22 protein-coding genes are annotated in these 20,999 nt (G+C 66.8%); 12 read left to right on the plus strand and 10 right to left on the minus strand.

Annotated features, from left to right (window positions below; all coding sequences use genetic code 11):
• The first annotated feature begins 51 nt into the window (after positions 1 to 51).
• The 3 genes from rpoH (at position 52) to OH686_RS13940 (ending at position 2,359) form a co-directional block, all read left to right on the plus strand.
• Positions 52 to 906 (plus strand): RNA polymerase sigma factor RpoH, encoded by an 855-nt coding sequence (rpoH, locus tag OH686_RS13930; protein ID WP_289533341.1) that lies wholly within the window; start codon positions 52 to 54, stop codon positions 904 to 906.
• Positions 907 to 965: 59 nt separating this feature from the next.
• Positions 966 to 1,568 (plus strand): hypothetical protein, encoded by a 603-nt coding sequence (locus OH686_RS13935; protein ID WP_289533343.1) that lies wholly within the window; start codon positions 966 to 968, stop codon positions 1,566 to 1,568.
• 92 nt (positions 1,569 to 1,660) lie between these two features.
• A complete protein-coding gene (locus tag OH686_RS13940; RefSeq protein WP_289533344.1) occupies positions 1,661 to 2,359 on the plus strand; it encodes a lysoplasmalogenase in 699 nt (232 codons plus the stop codon).
• On the opposite strand, the gene mtgA is transcribed toward OH686_RS13940, so the two are convergent.
• The gene (gene mtgA, locus OH686_RS13945) at positions 2,289 to 3,038 is read right to left on the minus strand and encodes a monofunctional biosynthetic peptidoglycan transglycosylase (RefSeq protein ID WP_289533346.1); all 750 of its coding nucleotides are present in this window, start codon (positions 3,036 to 3,038) and stop codon (positions 2,289 to 2,291) included. The genes OH686_RS13940 and mtgA overlap by 71 nt on opposite strands.
• A 65-nt stretch (positions 3,039 to 3,103) precedes the next feature.
• Between mtgA and OH686_RS13950 the strand changes: the two genes are divergently transcribed.
• The 5 genes from OH686_RS13950 (at position 3,104) to OH686_RS13970 (ending at position 6,819) form a co-directional block, all read left to right on the plus strand.
• On the plus strand, positions 3,104 to 3,481 hold the full coding sequence (locus OH686_RS13950) for a DUF423 domain-containing protein (protein ID WP_289533348.1): 378 nt from the start codon (positions 3,104 to 3,106) through the stop codon (positions 3,479 to 3,481).
• Positions 3,482 to 3,560: 79 nt separating this feature from the next.
• Positions 3,561 to 3,761: a sulfur carrier protein ThiS gene (gene thiS / locus OH686_RS13955; protein ID WP_289533350.1), complete on the plus strand. Its 201-nt coding sequence runs from the start codon at positions 3,561 to 3,563 to the stop codon at positions 3,759 to 3,761.
• Between the two features lie 17 nt (positions 3,762 to 3,778).
• Entirely contained in the window at positions 3,779 to 4,570 is a 792-nt protein-coding gene (locus OH686_RS13960) for a thiazole synthase (protein WP_137974710.1), read from the plus strand.
• Positions 4,571 to 4,645: 75 nt separating this feature from the next.
• Complete coding sequence (gene trmB, locus OH686_RS13965; RefSeq protein ID WP_171016385.1) at positions 4,646 to 5,317, plus strand: tRNA (guanosine(46)-N7)-methyltransferase TrmB; 672 nt, start codon at positions 4,646 to 4,648, stop codon at positions 5,315 to 5,317.
• A 158-nt stretch (positions 5,318 to 5,475) separates the two neighbouring features.
• Positions 5,476 to 6,819: a DUF1329 domain-containing protein gene (locus tag OH686_RS13970; RefSeq protein ID WP_502942812.1), complete on the plus strand. Its 1,344-nt coding sequence runs from the start codon at positions 5,476 to 5,478 to the stop codon at positions 6,817 to 6,819.
• A gap of 65 nt (positions 6,820 to 6,884) precedes the next feature.
• Here OH686_RS13970 and OH686_RS13975 read toward each other — a convergent pair whose 3' ends face one another.
• Both OH686_RS13975 and yrfG read right to left on the minus strand, forming a co-directional pair.
• Positions 6,885 to 7,361 carry a hypothetical protein gene (locus tag OH686_RS13975; RefSeq protein ID WP_137974713.1) on the minus strand — a complete coding sequence of 159 codons (477 nt, stop codon included), beginning with the start codon at positions 7,359 to 7,361 and terminating at the stop codon, positions 6,885 to 6,887.
• A gap of 152 nt (positions 7,362 to 7,513) precedes the next feature.
• Positions 7,514 to 8,188, minus strand: coding sequence for a GMP/IMP nucleotidase (gene yrfG / locus OH686_RS13980; protein WP_289533355.1), 675 nt, complete (start codon positions 8,186 to 8,188; stop codon positions 7,514 to 7,516).
• Between the two features lie 92 nt (positions 8,189 to 8,280).
• Between yrfG and nudE the strand changes: the two genes are divergently transcribed.
• From nudE to OH686_RS13995, 3 genes are read left to right on the plus strand one after another with little or no spacing between them, the layout of a single operon-like run.
• On the plus strand, positions 8,281 to 8,847 hold the full coding sequence (gene nudE, locus OH686_RS13985) for an ADP compounds hydrolase NudE (RefSeq protein ID WP_137974715.1): 567 nt from the start codon (positions 8,281 to 8,283) through the stop codon (positions 8,845 to 8,847).
• Positions 8,844 to 9,665, plus strand: a complete 822-nt coding sequence (gene cysQ / locus OH686_RS13990; RefSeq protein ID WP_289533356.1) for a 3'(2'),5'-bisphosphate nucleotidase CysQ — start codon at positions 8,844 to 8,846, stop codon at positions 9,663 to 9,665. The genes nudE and cysQ overlap by 4 nt, the downstream gene beginning before the upstream one ends.
• 12 nt (positions 9,666 to 9,677) lie before the next feature.
• The gene (locus OH686_RS13995) at positions 9,678 to 10,127 is read left to right on the plus strand and encodes a YiiD C-terminal domain-containing protein (protein WP_289533358.1); all 450 of its coding nucleotides are present in this window, start codon (positions 9,678 to 9,680) and stop codon (positions 10,125 to 10,127) included.
• A gap of 23 nt (positions 10,128 to 10,150) precedes the next feature.
• Here OH686_RS13995 and OH686_RS14000 read toward each other — a convergent pair whose 3' ends face one another.
• From OH686_RS14000 to arcD, 5 genes are all read right to left on the minus strand, one after another.
• Positions 10,151 to 12,034, minus strand: a complete 1,884-nt coding sequence (locus tag OH686_RS14000) for a beta-ketoacyl synthase (protein ID WP_289533360.1) — start codon at positions 12,032 to 12,034, stop codon at positions 10,151 to 10,153.
• Positions 12,035 to 12,307: 273 nt separating this feature from the next.
• Positions 12,308 to 13,234 carry a carbamate kinase gene (gene arcC / locus OH686_RS14005; protein ID WP_289533362.1) on the minus strand — a complete coding sequence of 309 codons (927 nt, stop codon included), beginning with the start codon at positions 13,232 to 13,234 and terminating at the stop codon, positions 12,308 to 12,310.
• Between the two features lie 57 nt (positions 13,235 to 13,291).
• Positions 13,292 to 14,302, minus strand: a complete 1,011-nt coding sequence (locus OH686_RS14010; protein ID WP_289533363.1) for an ornithine carbamoyltransferase — start codon at positions 14,300 to 14,302, stop codon at positions 13,292 to 13,294.
• Positions 14,303 to 14,368: 66 nt separating this feature from the next.
• The gene (gene arcA, locus OH686_RS14015) at positions 14,369 to 15,619 is read right to left on the minus strand and encodes an arginine deiminase (protein ID WP_289533365.1); all 1,251 of its coding nucleotides are present in this window, start codon (positions 15,617 to 15,619) and stop codon (positions 14,369 to 14,371) included.
• A 15-nt stretch (positions 15,620 to 15,634) separates the two neighbouring features.
• The gene (gene arcD, locus OH686_RS14020) at positions 15,635 to 17,062 is read right to left on the minus strand and encodes an arginine-ornithine antiporter (RefSeq protein WP_289533367.1); all 1,428 of its coding nucleotides are present in this window, start codon (positions 17,060 to 17,062) and stop codon (positions 15,635 to 15,637) included.
• A 355-nt stretch (positions 17,063 to 17,417) separates the two neighbouring features.
• Between arcD and OH686_RS14025 the strand changes: the two genes are divergently transcribed.
• Positions 17,418 to 17,795, plus strand: a complete 378-nt coding sequence (locus OH686_RS14025) for a DUF5064 family protein (protein ID WP_289533369.1) — start codon at positions 17,418 to 17,420, stop codon at positions 17,793 to 17,795.
• Here OH686_RS14025 and dctD read toward each other — a convergent pair.
• Both dctD and OH686_RS14035 read right to left on the minus strand, forming a co-directional pair.
• Positions 17,792 to 19,153 carry a two-component system response regulator DctD gene (gene dctD, locus OH686_RS14030; protein WP_289533371.1) on the minus strand — a complete coding sequence of 454 codons (1,362 nt, stop codon included), beginning with the start codon at positions 19,151 to 19,153 and terminating at the stop codon, positions 17,792 to 17,794. The genes OH686_RS14025 and dctD overlap by 4 nt on opposite strands.
• A complete protein-coding gene (locus OH686_RS14035; RefSeq protein ID WP_289533373.1) occupies positions 19,150 to 20,958 on the minus strand; it encodes a sensor histidine kinase in 1,809 nt (602 codons plus the stop codon). The genes dctD and OH686_RS14035 overlap by 4 nt, the downstream gene beginning before the upstream one ends.
• Between the last annotated feature and the right edge of the window lie 41 nt (positions 20,959 to 20,999).

Genomic DNA, 20,999 nt, shown 5'->3' on the forward strand with positions numbered 1-20,999 from the left:
CAGAAAGGGCAGTGCTAGACTGCACCCCGCTTTGCAATACCGGAGGTTTTGATGACCACTTCCCTGCAACCTGTTCATGCCCTAGTTCCAGGCGCCAACCTGGAGGCATACGTGCATGCGGTGAACAGCATTCCGCTGTTGACCCCCGAGCAGGAGCGCGAGCTGGCCGAGAGTCTCTACTACGAGCAAGATCTGGAAGCCGCGCGCCAGATGGTTCTGGCCCACCTGCGCTTCGTCGTGCATATCGCCCGCAGCTATGCCGGCTATGGCCTGTCCCAGGCCGACCTGATCCAGGAAGGCAACGTAGGCCTGATGAAGGCGGTCAAGCGCTTCAACCCGGAAATGGGCGTGCGCCTGGTGTCCTTCGCCGTGCACTGGATCAAGGCCGAGATCCACGAGTTCATTCTGCGCAACTGGCGCATCGTCAAGGTCGCCACCACCAAGGCCCAGCGCAAGCTGTTCTTCAACCTGCGCAGCCAGAAGAAGCGTCTGGCCTGGCTGAGCAACGACGAAGTGCATGCGGTGGCCGAGAGCCTGGGCGTGGAGCCGCGCGAAGTCCGCGAGATGGAGAGCCGCCTGTCCGGGCAGGACATGGCCTTCGACCCGGCCGCGGAAGACGATGACGAGAGCGCGTTCAAGTCGCCGGCCAACTACTTGGAAGACCACCGCTACGACCCGGCCATGCAGCTCGAGGATGCCGACTGGAGCGACAGTTCCAGCGCCAGCCTGCACGAAGCGCTGGAAGGCCTGGACGAGCGCAGCCGCGACATCCTCTACCAGCGCTGGCTGGCCGAGGAGAAGGCGACCCTGCACGACCTGGCCGCCAAGTACAACGTCTCCGCCGAGCGCATTCGCCAGTTGGAGAAGAACGCCATGAACAAGCTGAAAGGCTCGATCCAGGCGTAAGCTGCACCACCTCGAAAAGCCGCACCCAGGTGCGGCTTTTTTCTGCCCGGAGCATTGCCATGAAGCGTCGTCCGCCTGCCCTGCTGTTCACCGTCGTGGCCCTGGCCAGCTGCCTGCTCGGCTACTGGTGGCTGGTGCCGCGCGAGGACAAGGCGGAGCCGCTGCCCTGGCTCGGCGAGTGGCAGGCCGAGGTGCTGCAGCCGCTGGCCGAGGACAGCCTGACCCTGGGCCAGCTCGATGACCGCCTGCCCAAGGCCGAGCTGTGGCTGCAGCCGCGCCTGGACGGCCCGCGCCTGCTGCTGCGCGACTCGCAGGCCCTGGAGTCGGGTGCCTGGGTGCTGGAGGCTGAACTGGCGCTCACCGTCGCCCAGCGCGACAGCCTGGCTACCGCCAGCGGCGTGAAGCCCAACGATGCGGAGCAGCCGCAGTCGGCGCAGATGCGCGAGCAGTTGGCCGGGCAGCGCATCGAGGCGCTCAACCTGCAGCCGCAGCAGGTCATCTCCGCCGCCACGCTCAGCGCCAGCCTGGGCGCGCCACGCCTGCGCCTGCAGCTGCCGGAGGGCGAGGCCTGGATCTATCCGCAGCTGGGCCTGACCGCCCACCTCAAGGACGAGCGCCTGCAACTGCTGCGCGTGGTGCCGCGCCGCCTGCTCAGCCACTGACGCCTGCGGCCGGCGCTTCTGGCGCTTGAGGTTTTGGCGGGGAACGGGGTTTGTCGGCAGGATCGGGGCTCGTCTCGAACAGGGAGTCTCGTATGACCGCCTTCCAGCGCCGCTGCTTTGCCGCCGCCCTCTGCCTGGGCCTGCTCTATCTGCTGCTGTTGCCGCTCAAGCCCTATCCGCTGGGCTGGCTGCTCAAGCCGCTGCCCATGCTGCTGTTCGCCGTGCTGGCCTGGCGGGCGTTCCCGGGTGCGGTCGGGCGCTGGCTGGCGCTGGGTTATGGCGCGGCGGCGGCGGGGGACTTCTTCCTCGATTTCGGCGATCGCGACGGCCTGTTCATCCAGGCGCTGCTGGCCTTCCTGGTCAACCAGCTGGCCTTCATCGTCGCGTTCGGCCTGCTCGGGCGTGGTCAGCCATGGCACTGGCGGCGCTCGCTTCCAGTCGTGCTCTATGCGATAGCGATGTCGGCCTGGATGCTGCCGGCGGCCGGTGCCCTGCAGATTGCGGTGGCGATCTACCTGAGTTGCCTGCTGGCCATGGCGATCCTGGCCGGGCGGGTGGAGGCCAGACCGGGACCGCTGTGGTTGGGGGCGATGCTGTTCGTGGTGGCGGATTCGCTGATCGGGGTGAACAAGTTCGTCCAGCCCTTCCCCCATGCGGTGCTGGTGATCGTGACCTGCTACTTCAGCGGCCAGGCGCTGATCGCCTGGGGCTTATTGCGACTCAGAGCTTCGGCAGCCAATCCGGCCACCACTGCGCCAGCGGCAACGCCAGAGGCGCGGACAGCTGGTTGAGGTAGTGGCTGCCACCGAGCTGGTAGCTCTGTCGGCGGATCCAGCTGGCCCGGCGTTGCACGTGGGAGCCGGGACGGCTGGCGCTCCAGGCGCGCGGATTGGGTAGCACGGCGGCCAGCAGGCAGGCCTGCTGGCGTGACAGGTAGGGCGCGCCGACTCGGAAGTGATGGCGTGCGGCAGCCTCGGCGCCGAACACACCATCGCCCCATTCCACGCTGTTGAGGTACACCTCGAGGATGCGCTGCTTCGGCCAGAGCAGCTCGATCAGGCCGGTGAACCAGGCTTCCAGGGCCTTGCGCGGCCAGCTGCGGCCGGACCAGAGGAACAGGTTCTTGGCCACCTGCTGGCTGATGGTGCTGGCGCCGCGCAGGTTGCCGCCATCGGCGTTGTGCTGCAGCGCCTGGAGGATGGCGGCGACGTCGAAGCCCCAGTGCTCGGCGAACTTCTGGTCCTCGGCGGCGATCACCGCGATCTTCAGGTCGTCCGGCAGCTCGCGCCAGGGGCGCCAGGTCCGCTGCAGGTCGATCGGTTCACCGTCGACCCAGGACTGGATCTTGCGCTCGGCCATCAGCGCCGTGCCGGGCGGGTCGATCCAGCGCAGGGCCAGCACCACCAAGGCCGAGACGGCGGCGAACCACAGCAGCAGTTTGGTCAGGCGGCGGAACAGGTTGCGCAGCATGGCTTGGCCCGGTCTTAGGGAGCGGCCATTATAGCGGCCGCATCGAGCCTGCCCGGGAGTCAATCATGTTACGAGTCTTTCTGCTGTTGGCGGCCCTGGCCGGCTTCACCGGCGTGGCACTGGGCGCCTTCGCCGCCCACGGCCTCAAGGGCCAGCTGAGCGCGGAGTACCTGGCGGTATTCCAGACCGGCGTGCATTACCAGCTGGTGCATGCCCTGGCCCTGTTCGGCGTGGCGTTGCTCGCCGGGCGCCTGCCGGGGCGCCTGCTGCCGGCTGCCGGCAGCCTGTTCGCCTTCGGCATCCTGCTGTTCTCCGGCAGCCTGTATGCCCTGACCCTGAGCGGCCTGGGCAAGCTCGGCATGATCACCCCGCTGGGTGGCCTGTGCTTCCTCGCCGGCTGGTTGTGCCTGGGGTTGGCGGCCTGGCGTGCCGGGCGGGCCTGACAGATGGCACGCGCGTACCTTGGTCGATCCGGTCGATCGGGCTAGAATGCCGACCCTTTCATGATCTGACCGCCCAGCCATGCACATCCAGTTGAACGGCCAACCCTTCGAGCTGCCTGACGATGCCACCGTCGCCGACCTGCTCGCGCGCCTGGATGCGACCGGCAAGCGGGTGGCGGTCGAACTCAATCTGGACATAGTGCCGCGCAGCCAGCATGGCACCACCGTCCTGCACGACGGCGACCAGCTGGAAGTCGTCCACGCCATCGGCGGCGGCTAGTCGCCCGAGGAACTGCCATGAGCGCCATCATCGACAAGCCCTTCACCCTGGCCGGCCGCACCTACGAGTCGCGCCTGCTGGTGGGCACCGGCAAGTACAAGGACCTCGAGGAAACCCGCCTGGCCATCGAGGCCAGCGGTGCCGAGATCGTCACCGTGGCCGTGCGCCGGACCAATATCGGGCAGAACCCGGGCGAGCCGAACCTGCTCGACGTCATCTCGCCGGACAAGTACACCATCCTCCCCAACACCGCCGGCTGCTTCAATGCCGAGGAAGCGGTGCGCACCTGCCGCCTGGCCCGCGAGCTGCTCGACGGCCACACGCTGGTCAAGCTGGAAGTGCTGGCCGACCAGAAGACCCTGTTCCCCAACGTGATCGAGACCATCAAGGCCGCCGAAGTGCTGGTCAAGGAAGGCTTCGACGTGATGGTGTACACCAGCGACGACCCGATCATCGCCCGTCAGCTGGCCGAGATGGGCTGCATCGCGGTGATGCCGCTGGCCGGCCTGATCGGTACCGGCCTGGGCATCTGCAATCCGTACAACCTGCGCATCATCCTCGAAGAGGCGACTGTGCCGGTGCTGGTCGATGCCGGTGTGGGCACCGCGTCCGACGCCACCATCGCCATGGAACTGGGCTGCGAGGCGGTGCTGATGAACAGCGCCATCGCCCACGCTCAGGACCCGATCCTGATGGGCGCGGCGATGAAGCACGCGATCATCGCCGGGCGCATGGCCTACCTGGCCGGACGCATGCCGAAGAAGCTGTATGCCAGCGCCTCCTCGCCGCTGGACGGCCTGATCAAGTAAGCCCCCTAAACAGGCTGAGAGAACTTCATGAGCGACATCATCGAGCCGGCAGACGAAGGCGCTGCCGAGCGGCCGCTGCGCGGCATCAAGAGTTTCGTCATGCGCTCCGGGCGCATGACTGAGGGCCAGCAGCGTGGCCTGGACCAGGGCTGGCCCAAGTTCGGCCTGCAGCTGGAGGATGGCCTGCGCGACTTCGACCAGGTGTTCGGGCGCAGCGCGCCGCGTACCTTCGAGATCGGCTTCGGCATGGGCCATGCCACCCTGGAGATGGCGGCTGCCGCGCCGGAGCAGGACTTCATCGGCGTGGAAGTGCACAAGCCGGGCGTCGGCGCCCTGCTCAACGGCATGCTCACACAGAACCTGTCGAACATCCGCGTGTACAGCTGCGACGCCCTGGAAGTGCTGCGCGACTGCGTGGCCGACGCCAGCCTCGACCGCGTCCTGCTGTTCTTCCCCGATCCCTGGCACAAGGCCCGCCACCATAAGCGCCGTATCGTCCAGGCGAGCTTCGCCGAACTGGTGCGCAGCAAGCTCAAGGTCGGCGGCATCCTGCACATGGCCACCGATTGGCAGCCATATGCGGAACATATGTTGGAGGTAATGTCGCTGGCACCGGGCTACCATAATGTGGCAGGTGCCGCCGGTTATGTGGAACGGCCCAGCGAAAGGCCGGTGACCAAGTTCGAAAAACGTGGCGAGCGCCTTGGCCACGGCGTGTGGGATCTCAAGTTCCAGCGCGACGCATAAGTACTCAAAGCCCCGCCGGATGCGGAGCGACCATGACCGGGACCACCCGGCGCCAGGATGGCCACTGCCTCACCCAACGGCAATCTGCGAGCGCGACCTAGACCGGTCGCACGAATAAGAACAGCGGCGCTCGAGTGCGTCGCGAGGAGAAAGCTGTGCTGAGAACAATTGCAGTCCTGTCACTGGCAGCCGCTGTCAGCCTGCCGGCGCAAGCCCGCGTCGATGCGGCCCAGGCCGCCCGTCTCGGGCAAGACCTGATGCCGCTGGGTGGGGAGCGCGCCGGCAATGCCGCGGGCACCATTCCGTCCTGGGAGGGTGGCGTCGCCACGCCACCGGCCAACTACCAGCCCGGCATGCACCACCCGGACCCCTTCGCCGCGGACAAGGAGCTGTACCGCGTCGACAAGAGCAACCTCGCTCAGTACAAGGCGCTGCTGACCCCGGGCTACCAGAAGCTGCTGGAAACCAATCCGGACTACTTCCTGCGCGTGTTCCCGACTCGCCGCAGCGCCGCCTCGCCGCAGCGCATCTACGACGCCACCCGCTACAACGCGGCCAACGCCTCGCTGATCGCCGGCGGTAACGGCATCGAAGGCACCGCCGCCGGCATTCCCTTCCCGATCCCGCAGAACGGTCAGGAAGCGATCTGGAACCACATCGCCCGCTACCGCGGCGAGCAGACCCGGATGATTACCAACCATGCGGCGGTGCTCAAGGGCGGCGACTATGTGCTGGTCAAGCGCGAGCGCGACATCCTGTTCGTCTATGGACGCGAAGGCGTGACCCCGGCCGACCTGGACAACACCCTGTTCTTCTACAAGTACGTGGTGACCTCGCCGAGCAAGCTGGCCGGCTCCGCCCTGGTGGTGCAGGAGACCCTCGACCAGGTCCTGGCGATCCGCAAGGCCTGGCGCTTCAACCGTGGCGAGCGCCGCGTGCGTCGCCTGCCGATGCTGGCCTATGACGCCATGCAGCCGGACACCAACGGCATGGCCACCGCCGACGTGGTTGACGCCTACAACGGCGCGCCGGACCGCTACGACTGGACCCTGGTCGGCAAGCAGGAAATGCTGGTGCCGTACAACAGCTACGCCGTGCACCAGAAGGGCATTCCCTACGAGAAGATCCTCCAGGACAAGCACGTCAACCCCGAGCTGCTGCGCCACGAGCTGCACCGCGTGTGGGTCGTCGACGCCAAGCTGCGCAAGGGCCACAGCCATCCGTACGCCGAGCGCCGCTTCTACCTCGACGAGGACAGCTGGCAGATCCTCGCCGTCGACCTGTACAACAAGAGCGGCGAGCTGGTCGGCCTGCAGGAAGCCCACCCGATCAGCTACTACGACGTACCGATGTTCCTCAGCACCCTGGAGACCATCTACGACTTCGCCGGTAGCCGCTACTTCGTCGACGGCCTGGACAACAACGAGCCGATGTATGACTTCAACGTGCAGCTGAAGAAGAGTGACTTCACCGCCGCCGCCCTGCGCAGCGAAGGTATCTGATAGCGCCCGGTTTCAGGCTCCGCAAAACACAAGGCCCGCATGATGCGGGCCTTGTCGTTTGTGGCTCAGTGGTGCTTCTTGTGCCACTTGTGCTTCTTGTGACCGAGGGCGCGGCCGGGGTGCCCGTCGTGATCATGATAATGACCATCGCGGTAGCGGCGATCGTCGTGGTCATGGTCGTCATCGTCATCCCCGCCGTAGGCATTGCCCAGCGCACCGCCGGCACCGCCGCCGACCGCGGCGCCGATCACGCCGCCGGTGCTGCCGCCGACCTTGCTGCCAATCACCTGGCCGCCGGCCGCGCCGATGCCACCGCCGATGGCCGCCTCGGTGCGGGCACCCTTATCGGCTCCGACGGCGCTACCGGCCGCGCCGCCGACACCGGCACCGATGGTGGCGCCAGTGCTGCCACCGATCTGCTCACCGACCACGGTGCCCAGCGCGCCGCCCAGGGCGCCGCCGACGCCGGCCGAGGTGTTGCCGGCCAGAGCGGTGGCGCTGGCCAGGCCGAGAGAGAGCAGGAGCAGAGAGGAATACTTCATTAATTACGACCTCCGTTGGGGAATGGCGCACATGCTGCCAGCGCCGCTTCGCTGGGCAAGTGGCATTTGGCGGCACTGCGAGCAGTGTCACGACCTGTGCAAAAAATGGCGCAGCCGACGAACCGCCTGGCTGCCGGGCGGTCGACGGCGCTTCAGGCTGGCGGGGCGAGCTGGGCGCTGAGCTGGAGATAGTCCTCGACGGCGACGAATTCCTCGGTGTCCTTGGCCGCGCCGCGGCTGTCCGGCTGGCGCACCGCCAGCAGGTGGGCGACGCCATAGCGCCCGGCGCTGCGCAGGATCGGCAGGCTGTCGTCGATGAACAGGCTGCGCGCAGGCTCGAAGGGGAAGTCCTGCTGCAGGGCGAACCAGAACTGCTGGTCTTCCTTGGGGAAACCATAGTCGTGGGAGCTGATCAGGCGGTCGAAGTAGGGCGCCAGCTCGACCTTCTCCAGCTTCAGCGACAGCGAGTCGCGATGGGCGTTGGTGATCAGCACCACGCGCTTGCCGGCGGCGCGCAGGGCGGCGAGGAAGGTGTCGGCGTCCGGGCGCAGGGCGATCAGGTCGGCCACCTCGCGCTTGAGGTCGCGTACCGAGAGGTTCAGCTCGCGGCTCCAGAAGTCGGTGCAGTACCAGGGCAGGGTGCCGGCGTGGGCGCGGAACAGCGGCAGCAGTTCGGCGCTGGCCGCCTCGCGGCTGATGCCGTGCAGCTCGGCATAGCGCAGCGGCAGGTGTTCCAGCCAGAAGTGATTGTCGAAATGCAGGTCGAGCAGGGTGCCGTCCATGTCGAGCAGGACGGTATCGATATCGGCCCAGGGCAGCTGATGCATGGCAAAGTCCGGAAACAGACGGGGAGCGAATATCCGGCGCGGATATTTCGAGGGAGCGGGGTATGATACCCGTTCGAATCAAGGAGCGAATGATGCGTGATAAACCCCAGGTGCTGGCCCGCGAGATAGTCGCCAGCAGCCGCCTGTTCCGCGTCGAAGAGCTGCAGCTGCGCTTCGCCAATGGCGTCGAGCGCACCTACGAACGCCTGGTCAGCAAGGGCGCCGGTTATGGCGCGGTGATGGTGGTGGCCATGCTCGATGCCGAGCACGCGGTGCTGGTCGAGGAATACTGCGCCGGCACCGACGACTATCAGCTGTCGCTGGCCAAGGGCCTGATCGAGCCCGGCGAGGACGTGCTGGTGGCCGCCAACCGCGAACTCAAGGAAGAGGCCGGCTTCGGCGCCGAGCGCCTGGAGCTGATCGCCGAGCTGAGCCTGTCGCCCGGCTACATGAGCCAGAAGATCCAGGTGGTCCTTGCCCGCGACCTCTACGAAGAAAGCCTGCCGGGCGACGAGCCCGAGCCGCTGCGGGTGGACAAGGTCAGCCTGCGCGAGCTCAGCGCCCTGGCCCAGCATCCGCAATTCACCGAAGGCCGGGCCCTGGCCGCCCTCTATCTGGTCCGCGACCTGCTGACCCAACGTGGAGAATTCAAACCGTGAGTCATCCCTATCTGCCGGCGGTGATCGCCCTGGCGCAGCGCGCCGGCCAGGCCATCCTGCCGCACTGGCGCAATGACGTGGCCGTCACCGAGAAGGCCGACGCCTCGCCGGTCACCGCCGCCGACCTGGCCGCTCACGAGATTCTCGCCGCCGGCCTGCGCGAACTGGCGCCTGAGATTCCGGTGCTGTCCGAGGAGGATGCCGGCATCGCCTTCGCCGAGCGCGCCGAGTGGCAGCGCTGGTGGCTGGTGGACCCGCTGGACGGGACCAAGGAGTTCATCTCCGGCAGCGAGGAGTTCACCGTCAACGTCGCGCTGATCGAGCGCGGCCGTGTGGTGTTCGGCGTGGTCGGCGTGCCCGCCAATGGTCGCTGCTACTTCGGCGGTGCCGGCCTGGGCGCCTGGCGTCAGGAGCCAGGTGGACAGCCCGAGGCCATCGCCGTGCGTCTGGCGCCGGCCGAGGCCTTCACCCTGGTGGCCAGCAAGCGCCACTCCAGCCCGGCCCAGGAGCGTCTGCTGACCGGCCTGTCCGAGCGTTTCGGCGATCTGCAGCTGGCCAATATCGGCAGCTCCCTGAAGTTCTGTCTGCTGGCCGAAGGCAATGCCGATTGCTACCCGCGCCTGGCGCCCACCTCGCAGTGGGATACCGCCGCGGCACAGGGCGTGCTGGAAGGCGCCGGCGGCGAGGTGCTCGACCTCAAGGGCGAGGCGCTGACCTATGAGGCCCGCGAGAGCTATCTCAACCCGTCCTTCCTCGGCCTGCCGCAGGCCGCCGAGTGGCGCGCCGAGCTTATCCAGCTGGCCCGCGCCCTGGACTGAGTCGTTCGCAGCATGAGCGATGAGCGCGCCTACCTGGAGCAGCTGCTGCACCAGGACATCCCACTGACCCAGGCCCTCGGCCTGGGCGTACAGGGTTGGCAGGGCGGCGAGCTGCTCCTGAGCCTGCCGCTGGCGGCCAACCTCAATCACAAGAGCAGCATGTTCGGCGGCAGTCTCTACTGCGGTGCGGTGCTGGCCGGCTGGGGCTGGTTGCACCTGAGCCTGCGCGAGGCAGGTCTGACGGACGGGCATATCGTCATTCAGCAGGGCCAGATCGACTACCCGCAGCCGGTGCTGAGCGATGCGCTGGCAGTATGCGCGGCGCCGGCGGCGGCCGAGTGGGACAGGTTTCTCGCCCTGTACCAGCGCCGCGGCCTGGCGCGGATCCGGCTGCATAGCCGCATCCTCGTCGACGAGGTCGAGGCGGTGCGCTTCAGCGGACAGTACGTGCTGCAGCGCTGAAGTCCCGGCCATCGGCAGTGGGCTTACAGCATATCGCTGTAGCGCTCGTCCTTTCGGTACAGCAGCGGCTGGGCGAAGCCCGGCACCCGGATGCCGTCGGCGCTGAACTGCAGTTGCTGATCGTCGATCAGGTCGTGACCGAAGTTGTAGAGGATGTCGAACTGGCCGCGTAGCGCGCGCTGGTCGTAGGCGGCCGCCGCAGCGCGAGTCGCTTCGCGCTTGGCCTGCCAGACGCCGAAGGCGGCCTCGCCGTGGCGCTTGCGCAGCATGCGCTCGGCCACCTGCGGAGCGAGCAGCACGCCGGTGGCGTTGTTGCCGCCGAAGCCCTTGGAGTTGAGGAAGCACACCTCCATGCCTGCCACCTGGCGGTCGCGCACATCCAGGCTGATGTGCTGGCGGTGCACGTCGTCGGCCACCCGGTCGATGGTCTTCAGCCCCGGCAGCAGGCCGTGGCGGAAGGTGCCCAGGGCGGCGATCAGTTGGTCGCCGCTGGCCGGTGCCAGGGAGTGACCGACGAAGGCCTTCACCGCGGTCACCGGCCATTGCTCGATACCGAAGGCGGCGGCAACCCGATCCAGCAGTTCGGATTCGCTGACCCGGTTGGCCGGGGTGCTGGAGCCGTGGGCATGCACGAAGCTGTGGTGGCGCACCGCGTCGATACCGACCAGCTGGGCGGCGCTGGCCACGGCCTTGGCCACGGTCAGGTAGTTGCCGGGGCCGGGGGCGGAGATGGACTTCTTGAAGCCGTCGGCGTTGATGAACACATCCGGCACGGCGCCATGGATATCGGCGCCCAGCTCCAGGGCCAGCTCATCATCCATCAGCACGATGAATTGCGCCGACTCGGACAGGGTGAAGCCGCAGTTGTCACCGAAGGGGCGGCTGGCGCGGCGGAAGTCCACCTCGTCGCGGCCCTCGATCTTGCGCAGGCCCTCTTCGGTGGCCAGGGCGCCCATGGCGCCGTAACCATCGATGAACTCCTGGGTGACCGGCGCCTCGCTGTTGCCCACCAGCACCACGCGGGCCTGGCCGTTGGCGATATGCTCGACGCCCTTCTGCAGGTTGTAGAGGAAGGTCGCGCAGGCGCCGGTGACGCTGCCGGTGGTGCCGACGCTGCCCAGCACGTAGGCGTTGATGAAGTCCGCCGGCATGCTGTTGAGGCCCAGCGGGCACTGTTTGGCGGTGACCCGGTTGCCCCGCAGGCGCGACTGCAGCATACCGCCGAAGCCATTGTCGTCCATCTGGCTCATGCCGCTGCCGGCGAACACGGCGACCTGGTCCGGCTGCACCCTGGCCAGGATGTCGGTCCAGGGCAGGCCGGTGGAGCGCAGCGCGTCGGTGGCGCCAACCACGGTCATCTGCAGGCCGCGCGGGTGGAAGTGCGAGTGGTACAGCTCGCCCGGCTCGAAGCCGGTGGGCAACTGGCCGGCGGACTTCACCGGCAGGGCGCGATAGCTGTCGACCTTGAACTCGCTGCTCTCCTGCAGGGTGACGCGCACCTGCTGCTCGTCCAGCTCTTCCACCTGCCAGCTGGCCGGCAGCGGCTCGGGCAGGTGCTTGCGCAGGGTGGTGAACTGGGCGGCGCTGACGGCAATGTTCTTCTGCCAATGGGCGGCGTCCACGTCCAGGTGGCGTTTCTCGATGCGTCGGACCAGGGTGCCGGCGAGGATCTCGGCACCGTGCCGTGCCTCGATCTCGGCCGAGCTCAGGGGCTGGCCATCGAGGCTGCGGAACTGGCCGTCGACCACCTGCACCAGTTTCATCATCACGGCCAGGCCGGCCAGGGTTTCCTGGCGACTGGTGGCATCCAACGATTCCTGGACGATGCGGCGGAAGCCATGGTGGAACGAGCTTCTGCCCGCGGCGTTGTAGCCGCCGAAGCCGACGATGACGGGAAGACGAGACATCACACAGAACTCCTACAATCGACCTTCATGCCAGGCGGGGCGGGCGCGAAGTAGCGGGCGGATGCTCGGCGACAACAGCGCTCCCTGCCAGGCGGCATATGCCGGATGGCGACTCAAATGAATCGGGGGTATCGGGTTGACGCGGGGTCTGACCGACAAGTCACGTTGCTGCTTGCTGGTCATCCGTACAGTCGGGTGAGTAACGGCGCGGCGAGTTGCAGGTGGAGGAGAGGTTGAGGAGCGGCAGGGGAGCCTGCCGCTGGGTAACGCGGATCAGCGGTATTGCGTACTGGTGGCGCTGGTGCTTATGCGGGTGCCGGACTTGCCCTGGACGATGGCCTCGATATTGGCCAGCGAGCCGATCACCGCGACCTTGCCGGTGTTGCGGGCGAACTCGCAGGCGGCCTGCACCTTCGGTCCCATGGAACCGGCGGCGAAGCCCAGGCGTTCCAGCTCGTCCGGGTGGGCCTCGGCGATGGCCTTCTGGGTCGGCTTGCCCCAGTCGATGTAGGTGGCATCGACGTCGGTGGCGATCACCAGCAGATCGCTGGACAGCTGTTCGGCCAGCAGCGCCGAGCACAGGTCCTTGTCGATCACCGCCTCCACGCCCTTGAGCTTGCCGTTGTCGTACATGGTCGGGATGCCGCCGCCGCCGGCGCAGATCACCACCGAGCCTTTCTCCAGCAGCCACTTCACCGGGCGGATCTCGAAGATCCGCTGCGGCCGGGGGCTGGCCACCACGCGGCGGAACTTGTCGCCGTCCGGGGCGATGCTCCAGCCCTTCTCGGCTGCCAGGCGTTCGGCGTCTGCCTTGCTGTACACCGGGCCGATCGGCTTGGTCGGCGTCCTGAAGGCCGGGTCGCCGCTGTCCACCTCGACCTGGGTGAGTATGGTGGCGAAGGGCACTTCGAACGGCAGCAGGTTGCCCAGCTCCTGTTCGATCATGTAGCCGATCATGCCTTCGGTCTCGGCGCCGAGCACGTCCAGCGGGTAGGGGTTGGTGGGATCATAGGCGTTGCCCTGCAAGGCCAGCAAGCCGACCTGCGGGCCGTTGCCGTGGGCGATCACCAGTTCGTTGCCCGGTGCCACCTTGGCGATCTGTTCGCAGGCGATGCGCACATTCTCGCGCTGGTTCTCCGCGGTCATGGCCTCGCCACGCCGCAGCAGGGCGTTGCCGCCCAGGGCGATGACTAGTCGCATGTTGATTCTCCTTGAGCTGCCGTGCGGGCCGGGACAGCGCCCGGCCCGCAGTGGCGGTTAGACATCGGCCAGGGTCGAGACCAGGATCGCCTTGATGGTGTGCATGCGGTTTTCCGCCTGTTCGAAGGCGATGCACCAGGGCGACTCGAACACGTCTTCGGTCACTTCGATGCCGTTCTTCAGGTGCGGATACTGCTCGGCGATCTGCTTGCCGACCTTGGTTTCGCTGTTGTGGAAGGCCGGCAGGCAGTGCATGAACTTCACCCGCGGGTTGCCGGCAGCTTTCATCAGCTCGGCGTTGACCTGGTAGGGCATCAGTTGCTGGATGCGTTCGCCCCAGGCCTCCACCGGCTCGCCCATGGACACCCAGACGTCGGTGTGGACGAAGTCGACGCCCTTGACCGCTTCCTTGGCATCTTCGGTGAGGGTGATGCGTGCGCCGCTCTCCTCGGCGAATTTCCGGCAGGCGGCCACATGTTCATCGGTCGGCCACAGCGACTTGGGAGCGGCGATGCGCACGTCCATGCCGAGCTTGGCGCCGATCAGCAGCAGCGAGTTGCCCATGTTGTTGCGGGCATCGCCCAGGTAGGCGTAGCTGATGTCGTGCAGCGGCTTGTCGCTGTGTTCGCGCATGGTCAGCACGTCGGCGAGCATCTGGGTCGGGTGGTATTCGTCGGTCAGGCCGTTGAACACCGGCACGCCGGCATACTTGGCCAGGTCCTCGACGATCTCCTGCTTGAAGCCGCGGTACTCGATGGCGTCGTACATGCGGCCGAGCACGCGGGCGGTGTCCTTCATCGACTCCTTGTGGCCGATCTGCGAGGAGCCCGGGTCGATGTAGGTGACGTTGGCGCCCTGGTCATAGGCGGCCACTTCGAAGGCGCAGCGGGTGCGGGTGGAGGTCTTCTCGAAGATCAGCGCGATGTTCTTGCGCAGCAGGTGCGGCTGCTCGGTGCCGGTGTACTTGGCGCGCTTGAGGTCACGGGACAGGTCCAGCAGGTAGCGCAGCTCGCGAGTGCTGTGGTGCATCAGGCTGAGCAGGTTGCGGTTGTGCATGTTGAAAGCCATGGTTCTTTCTCCTTGTGGGCAGCTGGAAACAGACCCGGCAGCGGATGGGCCGCCGGGCTGGCTTGATCAGTAGTCGATCGGGTCGCGGATGATCGGGCAGGTCATGCAGTGGCCGCCGCCGCGGCCGCGGCCCAGCTCGCTGGCGCTGATGGTGATGACCTCGACGCCGGCCTTGCGCAGCAGGGTGTTGGTGTAGGTGTTGCGGTCGTAGCCGACCACCACGCCGGGCTCCAGGCAGACCACGTTGTTGCCGTCGTCCCACTGCTCGCGCTCGGCCTCGAAGCTGTCGCCGCCGGTTTCCACCACGCGCAGTTTCTTCAGGTTGAGGGATTCGGCGACCACGTCGAGGAAGGACTTGTCCTCGCGGCGCACGTCGAGGCCGCCTGGTTTGCTCTCGTCCGGACGAATCACGAACGGCACGATCTGGTAGGCGACCTCCGGGAAGACGGTGACCAGGTCGCGGTCGCAGAAGCTGAACACGGTGTCCAGGTGCATGGCGGCGCGCGACTTGCCGAGACCGGCGACCACCACGCGTTCGGCGGCGCCGGCCTTGAACAGGGCCTGGGCGACCTGGCCGATGGCCTGGTGCGAGGAACGCTCGCCCATGCCGATCAGCACGGTGCCGTTGCCGATCGGCATCACGTCACCCCCTTCCAGGGTGGCGGCGCCGTGGTCGACGTCCGGGTCGCCGTACCAGATCTGGAAGTCGGCATTCACGAAGTCGGGGTGGAACTTGTAGATGGCGCTGGTCAGCAGGGTTTCCTGGCGGCGCGCCGGCCAGTACATGGGGTTGAGGGTGACGCCGCCGTAGATCCAGCAGGTGGTGTCACGGGTGAACTGGGTGTTGGGCAGCGGCGGGAAGATGAAGCTGGACTCGCCCAGGTAGGCGTTGAACATCTTCGAGACTTCCGAGCTCTTGTGCTTGGCCAGGTCGGCCCCCGACACGCCGCCGATCAGGAATTCGGCGATGCGCCGCGGCTCCAGGCCCTCGATGAACGAGCGCACCTCGTGTTGCAGGCCGAGGCCGACGCTGTTGGGAGTGAGCTTGCGATCGAGGATCCAGGCCAGCGCCTCCTTGTTGCTGACGGTCTGCTCCAGCAGGTTGTGCATCTCCACCACGTCGATGCCGCGCTCGCGCATCTTGGTCATGAAGTCGAAGTGATCGCGCTTGGCCTGGCTGACCCAGATCACATCGTCGAACAGCAGCTCGTCGCAGTTGTTGGGGGTCAGGCGCAGGTGGGCGAGGCCGGGCGAGCAGACCATCACCTTGTGCAGTTTGCCGGCTTCGGAATGAACGCCGAGAGCTTTGGTGGACATGTTGAACTCCTTCTCTTACAGACTCAGGAAGCCGTCATACAGCCCGTAGGCGGCAATGGCGGCGCCAATCAGCACGACGAGGAAAATGATCTTCTCGACGCCGGTGAAGATGGGTTGGCCCAGTTCGCGCTTGGCCTTGGCGAACAGGATGGCGCCCGGTGCATAGAGCAGGGCGGACAGCAGCAGGTACTGCATGCCGGCGGCATACACCAGCCAGATGGCGTAGAGGGTGGAGACCAGGGCGATGACCAGGTCCTTGTTGCGTTCGCCGCCGGCGTTCTCATAGGTCTCGCCGCGCACTGCCAGCAGCACCGCGTAGGCGCTCGACCAGAAGTAGGGCACCAGGATCATCGAGGTGGCCAGGTACAGTAGGCTGAGGTAGGTCGAGCTGTTGAACAGGGTGATGATGAGGAACAGCTGGATCAGTGCGTTGGTCAGCCACAGCGCGTTGACCGGCACCTGGTTGGCGTTCTCCTTGCGCAGGAACTCCGGCATGGTGTGGTCACGGGCGCTGGCGAAGAGGATTTCCGCGCACAGCAGGGTCCACGACAGCAGGGCCCCGGCCAGGGAAATCAGCAGGCCGATGCTGATCAGCTGGGCGCCCCAGGGGCCGACCACATGCTCCAGCACACCGGCCATGGAGGGGTTCTTCAGCCCGGCCAGCTGGGCCTGGGCCAGGATGCCCTGAGACAGCACGTTGACCAGTACCAGCAGCAGCAACACGCCGACGAAGCCGATCACCGTGGCCTTGCCCACGTCGCTACGTTTCTCGGCGCGGGCGGAGAAGATGCTGGCGCCCTCGATGCCGATGAACACCCAGACGGTGACCAGCATCATCTTGCGCACCTGGTCCATCACGCTGCCCAGCTCGGCGTTGCTCTCACCCCAGAAGTCGGTGGTGAACACGTCCATCTTGAAGGCGATGGCGGCGATGATGATGAACAGGGCCAGCGGCACCATCTTGGCGATGGTGGTGAGGGTGTTGATGAAGGCCGCTTCCTTGATGCCGCGCAGTACCAGGAAGTGCAGCAACCAGAGCAGCACGGAGGCGCAGATCACGGCCGGCAGGGTGTTGCCCTCGCCGAAGACCGGGAAGAAATAGCCGAGGGTGGAGAACAGCAGCACCATGTAGCTGACGTTGCCGATCCAGGCGCTGATCCAGTAGCCCCAGGCCGAGGAGAAGCCCATGTAGTCGCCGAAACCGGCCTTGGCGTAGGCATAGACTCCGCCATCCAGGTTGGGCTTGCGGTTGGCTAGGGTCTGGAAGACAAAGGCCAGAGTCAGCATGCCGACCCCGGTGATCAGCCAACCGATCAGGGTGGCCCCGGCGCTGGCGCTGGCGGCGATGTTCTGTGGCAGCGAGAAGACCCCGCCACCCACCATCGAACCTACCACCAGGGCAATCAACGCCCCCAGGCGAAGTTTGTTTGCGGACTCGGACATCGGATACCTCCAATAGCGGAGTGAAGTTATGAGCAATTGGGCTCGCTATGGGATAGAGGGGTATTGATGTCGGTCAATAACGCGCTATCCATTGCTCAGTAATACTGTCCCTGTACCTTCGGAAGCTTTCTCAGGGGCATCTCGTGGTATAGCGGGAGACCTCGGGCTAGACGGTCTCAGCCCTTTCTGAACGGGCGTGCAGGAAAAGTTAGTTGAACTTTTATCGCTTTCAAGTGACGGGAATAAGTCACGCGTTGTTAATGGCTAAATGCCTGATATTCATCAGGTATTAGCAATTAATTTTTTATTTCAAGCGCTCATATTTAGCCGCGATTAGTAGCCGCGAAGGAGGCCCATGTTTCGCCCTGGACATGTCGAGGTGATGCAATTGCCTTCGGTTCTGGAGCCTGGCTATCACCTCAGCCTGGACTACCGGATCTGTCGCGACGATGCGGGTTGCCATGTGGATTTCAAGCTGGACGGCGAGGTGGCCGGGCGACTGGTGCACGACGGTTTCAGCCTGCGTCGCGACGTCGCCTACAACTTCCTGCAGAGTGCCGGCCGCTGTCTGCGCCGACGCGGCATCAAGCCGGCCCACCCGGCGCTATTTGCCTTCCACGAGGACTTCGACCGGGTGTTCGCCGACCTGCGCAGCCAGCTAGCTGCCGACCCTGGCGAGCCGGTGGACCTGGAGCGCTTTCTACTGGACCGCGGCGAAGCGCGGTTGCACTAATCCTCGTCGCCTTCCGAGGCCAGGCCGTGCTTGCGCAGCTTGTCGTGCAGGGTCTTGCGCGGCAGGCCGAGGGCCTCGGACAGGCTGCGCAGGGAGCCGTGCCCCTTGGCCATCTCGTCGGCGATCAGCGCGCGCTCGTAGGCCTCGACCCGCTCGCCGAGGCTCTGCTCGCCGGCAGCGGCCGGAGCCGTGCCGCCGGGTAGATCCAGGCCGATATCCAGGCCCATGGCGAAACGCTCGGCGGCGTTCTGCAGCTCGCGCACATTGCCCGGCCAGGCGTGGCTGAGCAGCTGGGCGCGCTGCCCGGCCTGCAGTTCACGCATCGGCAGGCCGTGGCGCTGAGCGGCGGTCTCGGCGTGGTGCCGGAACAGCAGCAGGATGTCCGCGCCACGCTCGCGCAGCGGCGGAATGCGCAGTGGCGCCACGTTCAGGCGGTAATACAGGTCGGCGCGGAAACGGCCCTGGTCGGCGGCCACCCGCAGGTCTTCCTTGGTCGCGGCGATCACGCGGATATCCAGGGGGATCAGCTGGTTGCCACCGAGGCGCTCGACCACCCTCTCCTGCAGCAGGCGCAGCAGCTTGACCTGCACATCCGGGCTCATGCTCTCGATCTCGTCGAGGAACAGGGTGCCGCCGTTGGCGAACTCGAACTTGCCGATGCGCCGTTTGGCGGCGCCGGTAAAGGCGCCCGGCTCATGGCCGAACAGCTCGCTCTCCACCACCGACTCGGCCAGGGCGCCGGCGTTGATCGCCACGAACGGGCCCTTCTTGCGCGCGGAGAGATCGTGCAGGGCGCGCGCCACCACCTCCTTGCCGGCGCCGGTCTCGCCGAGGATCAGCACATCGGTGTTGATCGCCGCCAGCGCACCGACCTGCTCGCGCAGGCGCAGCATGGGCGCGGACTGCCCGATCAGGCGGGCGCCCAGCTCGTTGCGGTCGGCCAGGGCCAGGCGCAGGCTGCGGTTCTCCAGCACCAGGCGGCGCAGTTCCAGGGCGCGGCGCACGCCATCGAGCAGAGCCTCGCTGGCGAAGGGTTTTTCCAGGAAGTCATAGGCGCCGGCGCGCATGGCCTGCACCGCCAGCGGTACGTCGCCGTGGCCGGTGATCAGCAGCACCGGCAGATCCGGGTCCTGCTCGTGCAGCTGGCGCAGCAGTTCCAGACCGTCGATGCCGGGCATGCGGATATCGCTGACCACCACGCCCGGCCAGTCCGCGCCAATGCGCTCGGCCACGCCCCGGGCATCGGCCAGGGTCTCGACGCGCAGGCCGGCCAGGTCGAGGGTCTGGGCCAGGGCCTGGCGCAGGTGCTCGTCGTCGTCGATCAGCAGGACCTGGGTGCGGGCGTCGATGGCACTCATGAAAACTCCTCGGACGGTTGCAGGTTGGCGCCGGGGGCGGCGTTGCGCAGCTGCAGGGTAACCAGCGCACCGCCATCCGGGTGATTGGCCAGCAGCAGCTCGCCGCCCAGGGCGTGCATCAGCGTCTCGCAGATGGCCAGGCCGAGACCCAGGCCCTGGGTGCTGGTCTTGGTGGTGAAGAAGGGCTCGCGGGCATGGGCCAGGGCCTGCTCGCTGAAGCCAGGACCATTGTCGCGCAGCAGCAGGTTGACGCCTTCCCCGGTGACTTCGGCACTCAGCCACAGGCGCCGTGGCGGCGCCCGCTCGCCGAGGGCGTCGAGGGCATTGGCCAGCAGGTTGCCGAGCACCTGGCGCAGGCGTGTCTCGCCGGCCTGCACCCACAGGGTGGCGGCGGGCAGGTCGCGGATCAGTTCCACCTCCAGTGCCCTGCGGCGCTTGGCCAGCAGCGCCAGGGCATCGTCCAGCGCCGGCTGCAGGGCCACGCTTTCCGGTGCATGCTGGTCGCGCCGGGCGAAGGCGCGCAGGTGGGCGATGATCGAGGCCATGCGCCCGGTCAGTTCGCTGATCTGTCGCAAGTTGCCGCGTGCGTCGTCGGTGCGCTGGTGGTCGAGCAGTACGCCGGCGTTGTCGGCATAACTGCGGATCGCCGCCAGCGGCTGGTTGAGTTCATGGCTGATGCTGGCGCTCATGGTGCCCAGGGCCGTCAGCTTGCTGGCCTGGACCAGCTCGTCCTGGGTGCGCAGCAGCTCCTGCTGGGCGTGCTCGCGCTCCAGCACTTCGTCCTTGAGGCGATTGTTCAGCGTCTCCAGGTCGCGAGTGCGCTCCAGCACGCGCATCTCCAGCTCGCGTTTGGCGCGGGCATCCAGGGCGATGCGCTCGATGTAGTGACGTCGGCGCTGCAGCAGCAGACCGAGCATCAGCAGGCCCGCCAGCAACGCGGCGCCACCCACGGCCAGGGTGGTGCGCACCTGGCGATCGACCAGCTGGCGCGGGGCGAGGATGCTGGCGGTCAGCCCGGTCTCCTGCAGCTCGCGGCTCTGGATCAGCCAGGCGCTGTCGTCCAGCTGCAGCGGCGTGGGCGCCTGTGTCGGGTAGGGCTGGTTGGCGGCGATGGCGGCGCGCTCGGCGTTGTCCAGCTCGCGGGTGGCACGGAAGCGCCAGTCGCTGCGCGAGGAGATGATCACCACGCCATTGCTGTCGGTCACCATCAACTGCTCCGGGGTATTGCCCCACAGGGTCTCGGCGTCGTCGAGGTCGACCTTGACCACCAGAATCCCGATCACCCGCTCGCCGTCGCGCACCGGGCTGGAGAAGAAATAGCCGCGCTTGCGCGAGGTGGTGCCGAGGCCGAAGAAGCGCCCCTGCTTGCCGGCCAGGGCTTCGCGAAAGTACGGGCGATAGGTGAAGTCGCGGCCGACGAAGCTGTCCGGCTGATCCCAGTTGGATGAGGTCAGGGTGATGCCCTGGGGGCTCATCAGGTAGATCACGTCTGCGCCGGTTTCCTCGCGCACCTGGGTCAGCAGGCGGTTGGCCCGATCCTGCAGCGCCTTGTCCGCCGGAGTGGCGAGCAACGAGCGCAGCGGCGGCAGGTCGGCGAGGATATTCGGCAGCACCTCGTAGCGGCGCAGCGTGCCGAACAGGTTGGCGACGTACAGGTCGAGGGTCTGGCGGTTCTGCTCGAGCAGCTCGCCGCGGTAGTAGCGCTCAGCGAAGAATTGCAGCGGCCACAGCAGCGGTGCCAGCAGCAGGGCCAACAGGGCCAGGCTGCGCCAGCTTGGGCGGTGGGGAGTTGGGGTAGAAGTCATCTAAGCATGCGCCTGGGGAACAGGCGCATTATGCACTGCAG

This window comes from Pseudomonas sp. SO81 (genome assembly GCF_030374125.1).
Lineage (GTDB): Bacteria > Pseudomonadota > Gammaproteobacteria > Pseudomonadales > Pseudomonadaceae > Aquipseudomonas.